Raw genomic sequence first — 2,736 nt, 5'->3', positions numbered from 1 at the left:
TCCGAAAAGAGATGCGTGGGCTGGAACGGGAACTGACCGCTTTGAAGAAGCGGAGCAAGGAACTGGACAGCATCTTCAAACGGCTCTATGAGGACAGTGTCCTGGGGCGGATCACAGCGGAGCAGTTCCAAACGCTCTCCGGCAGCTACACCCAGGAGATGGAAACACTGAATAAGACCATCCCGGAGAAGGAAACTGCCATCCAGAGGCTGCGGGAGCAGGTGTCCGCCCCAGGACACTTTATCTCCCTGGCAAAGCGGTACACAGACATCCAGGAGCTGACACCGGAGCTGCTGCGGCTGTTCATCCGAAAGATCGTGGTACACGAAAAGGACGTGAAGTGGAGCAAGCACGCTCAGCAGACAGTGGAGATCCACTACAATGACATTGGCTGTGTGGAACTGCCACGGCCTGAAGGTCAGTCCACCACCAAGGGTGCGTGAGGCAAAAAGAAGTCCCCGGCAGATACTGCCGAAGCAATATCTGCCGGGGGTTCAGACACCTGCAAAGTTACCCCTGTCAGGGGGCACCAAAGGCTCCACGTCTTTTTTGATGCTGTCACGTCATTTGCGGGGCGCGTCTGGGAAGCCGCGCCCCACAAAATATAGCTCCCCCTTGACGGGGGAGCTGTCAGCGAAGCTGACTGAGGGGGGCAGGGCGCAAACCACGCCGCGCGGGCCGATGAGGACATCGGCCCCTACGCTCCTTGCGGTGGTTTTGTAGGGGCGGCCTGTGGCCGCCCGTCCGGAGTGGTCCCGCGCTGGTCTGCGGGCGGCAGATTGCCGCCCCTACATGTCCATAGAGCGGCGTGGTCGCCTTGCCCCACGGGCGCACACACAGGTGCGCCCCTAGGGGGGGTGGCGCGCCGAGGTCGTCGCGCCCCACAGAATGACGTGGTGCATGGGCGCGTCTGGGAAGCCGCGCCCCACAAAACAGGGATCGCCCGTTATCCACCGTAGGGGCCGACCTGTGTGTCGGCCCGGATGCAGTCCGGCGGGCGCCCCTACGGACCACTCTGTTGTGAGCATGCATGGCCGTCACAGACCTTCCCCCCTCAGGGGGGGAAGGTCAAAGCGCCTGCGCCCTGAGCCAGGCCAGCAGACTCCCGGCCAGCTCCAGGTGCTTGTCGTCCATATCCCGCAGCAGCTCGGCCACCTCCCGCCAACGCTCCCCGGTGTCCAGGGCTGTCCCCACCAAAAACTCGTCCGGTGTGGTCTCCAACGCCAGGGCCAGACGCATGACGACCTCGACGGAGGGGATGGAAATTCCTCGCTCTATGTTGGAGAGATATTTATACCCAATATCGGCCTTTTCTTCTACCTCGGTCTGCTTCAACCTCAGTTGTTTTCTCCTTTTGGCAATTCTCCGTCCAATTTCGGAATAGTCTAGTTCCATGATTCCCCCCACCTTCATAAGGAAATCATAGGCAAAAATAAGAAGAAGCATAACCAACCATAGAATCGAATTCCATCTTGACACACTACTAATCCGATTTTATAATCGAATTATAACTTATGGTCTGAATGTGAGGGTTTGAGATGGAAAACATGTATGAGAAACTGTATCACATGCTCTTCAATGTCTATACCGACTGTATCGACGCGCTGGAGGAGGGGGAATTCGAGCGGGCTCACATGATTCTGATAAAGGCACAGCGGGACTGTGAGGAGGCTTATGTCTCCTGGGAGGAGGACCCTGCTCCATCCCCTTGACACCGCAGATATTTGGTGATATAGTACCCATGTCAAAATGGCATGGACGGAGAAGAACCCGCAGAGGCGGCAGGCAGAGAGGGGCGCATATGGTGAAAGCGCCCTGTGTGCGCGGCGGCGGTACCACTCCTGAGCCGCCCGGGAAGACCGGGCCGGGGCTCTCCCGTTACAGAGGGACACGAGAGACAGCGCAGGGCGCTGTAATTAGGGTGGAACCGTGGAGCGTTTTATCGCCTCACCCCTGAATCATCATCAGGGGTGGGGCTTTTTGTTTCCTGCCCCAGAATACTAGGAGGAATCATCATGGCAGAGGAAAACAAAGAGTTTAGCTTTGAGAACCCTGAATACCGCCAGACCTACTGGCACACCTGCTCCCACGTCATGGCCCAGGCCGTCAAGCGGCTGTGGCCCGAGGTGAAGCTAGCCATCGGCCCCTCCATCGACGAGGGCTGGTACTACGACATGGACGCTCCCTTCGCCTTCACCCCCGAGCATCTGGCCGAGATCGAGGCCGAGATGAAGAAGATCTGCAAGGAGAAGCTGAAGCTGGAGCGGTTCGAGCTGCCCCGGGACGAGGCCCTCAAGTTCATGGAGGAGAAGGGTGAGCCCTTCAAGGTGGAGCTCATCAACGACCTCCCCGCCGACGCCCACATCTCCTTCTACAAACAGGGCGAGTTCACCGACCTGTGCGCCGGCCCCCATCTGGACTCCACTGGCCGCATCAAGGGCAACGCCCTCAAGCTCACCGCCTGCAACGCCGCCTACTGGCGGGGCGACTCCAACCGGGAGACCCTCCAGCGCATTTACGGCATCGCCTTCCCCAAGAAGGCCGAGTTGGATGCGTACCTGGCCAAGATTGAGGAGGCCAAGAAGCGGGACCACCGCAAGCTGGGCAAGGAACTGGGTCTCTTCATGCTCCGGGACGAGGGTCCTGGCTTCCCCTTCTTCCTGCCCAAGGGCATGGTGCTCAAGAACACCCTGCTGGACTACTGGCGTCAGGTCCACAAGAAGTACGGCTATGTGG

General features: G+C 59.1%; 3 protein-coding genes and 1 pseudogene. 3 read left to right on the top strand and 1 reads right to left on the bottom strand.

The window, feature by feature from the left end; genetic code table 11:
• Positions 1-443, top strand: a 443-nt coding sequence (locus Q0Y09_RS00565) for a DUF4368 domain-containing protein (protein ID WP_297716425.1), incomplete at its 5' end; no start/stop codon positions are given.
• 625 nt (positions 444-1,068) lie between these two features.
• On the opposite strand, the gene Q0Y09_RS00560 is transcribed toward Q0Y09_RS00565, so the two are convergent.
• Positions 1,069-1,395, bottom strand: a complete 327-nt coding sequence (locus tag Q0Y09_RS00560; RefSeq protein ID WP_297716424.1) for a helix-turn-helix transcriptional regulator — start codon at positions 1,393-1,395, stop codon at positions 1,069-1,071.
• 152 nt (positions 1,396-1,547) lie between these two features.
• Between Q0Y09_RS00560 and Q0Y09_RS00555 the strand changes: the two genes are divergently transcribed.
• Complete coding sequence (locus Q0Y09_RS00555; RefSeq protein WP_297716423.1) at positions 1,548-1,712, top strand: hypothetical protein; 165 nt, start codon at positions 1,548-1,550, stop codon at positions 1,710-1,712.
• 303 nt (positions 1,713-2,015) lie between these two features.
• Positions 2,016-2,736, top strand: a pseudogene (locus tag Q0Y09_RS00550) (threonine--tRNA ligase); the annotation flags it as partial.

Source organism: Intestinimonas sp., assembly GCF_026169115.1.
Lineage (GTDB): Bacteria > Bacillota > Clostridia > Oscillospirales > Oscillospiraceae > Intestinimonas.
The sequence above is the reverse complement of the archived record's forward strand: the minus strand, read 5'-3'. Positions and strand labels throughout refer to the sequence as shown.

What these genes read in the sequence shown, in the direction of transcription:
- Q0Y09_RS00560 (WP_297716424.1), bottom strand. Translation starts at nt 1,395, where the DNA reads ATGGAACTAGACTATTCCGAAATTGGACGGAGAATTGCCAAAAGGAGA.
- Q0Y09_RS00555 (WP_297716423.1), top strand. Translation starts at nt 1,548, where the DNA reads ATGTATGAGAAACTGTATCACATGCTCTTCAATGTCTATACCGACTGT.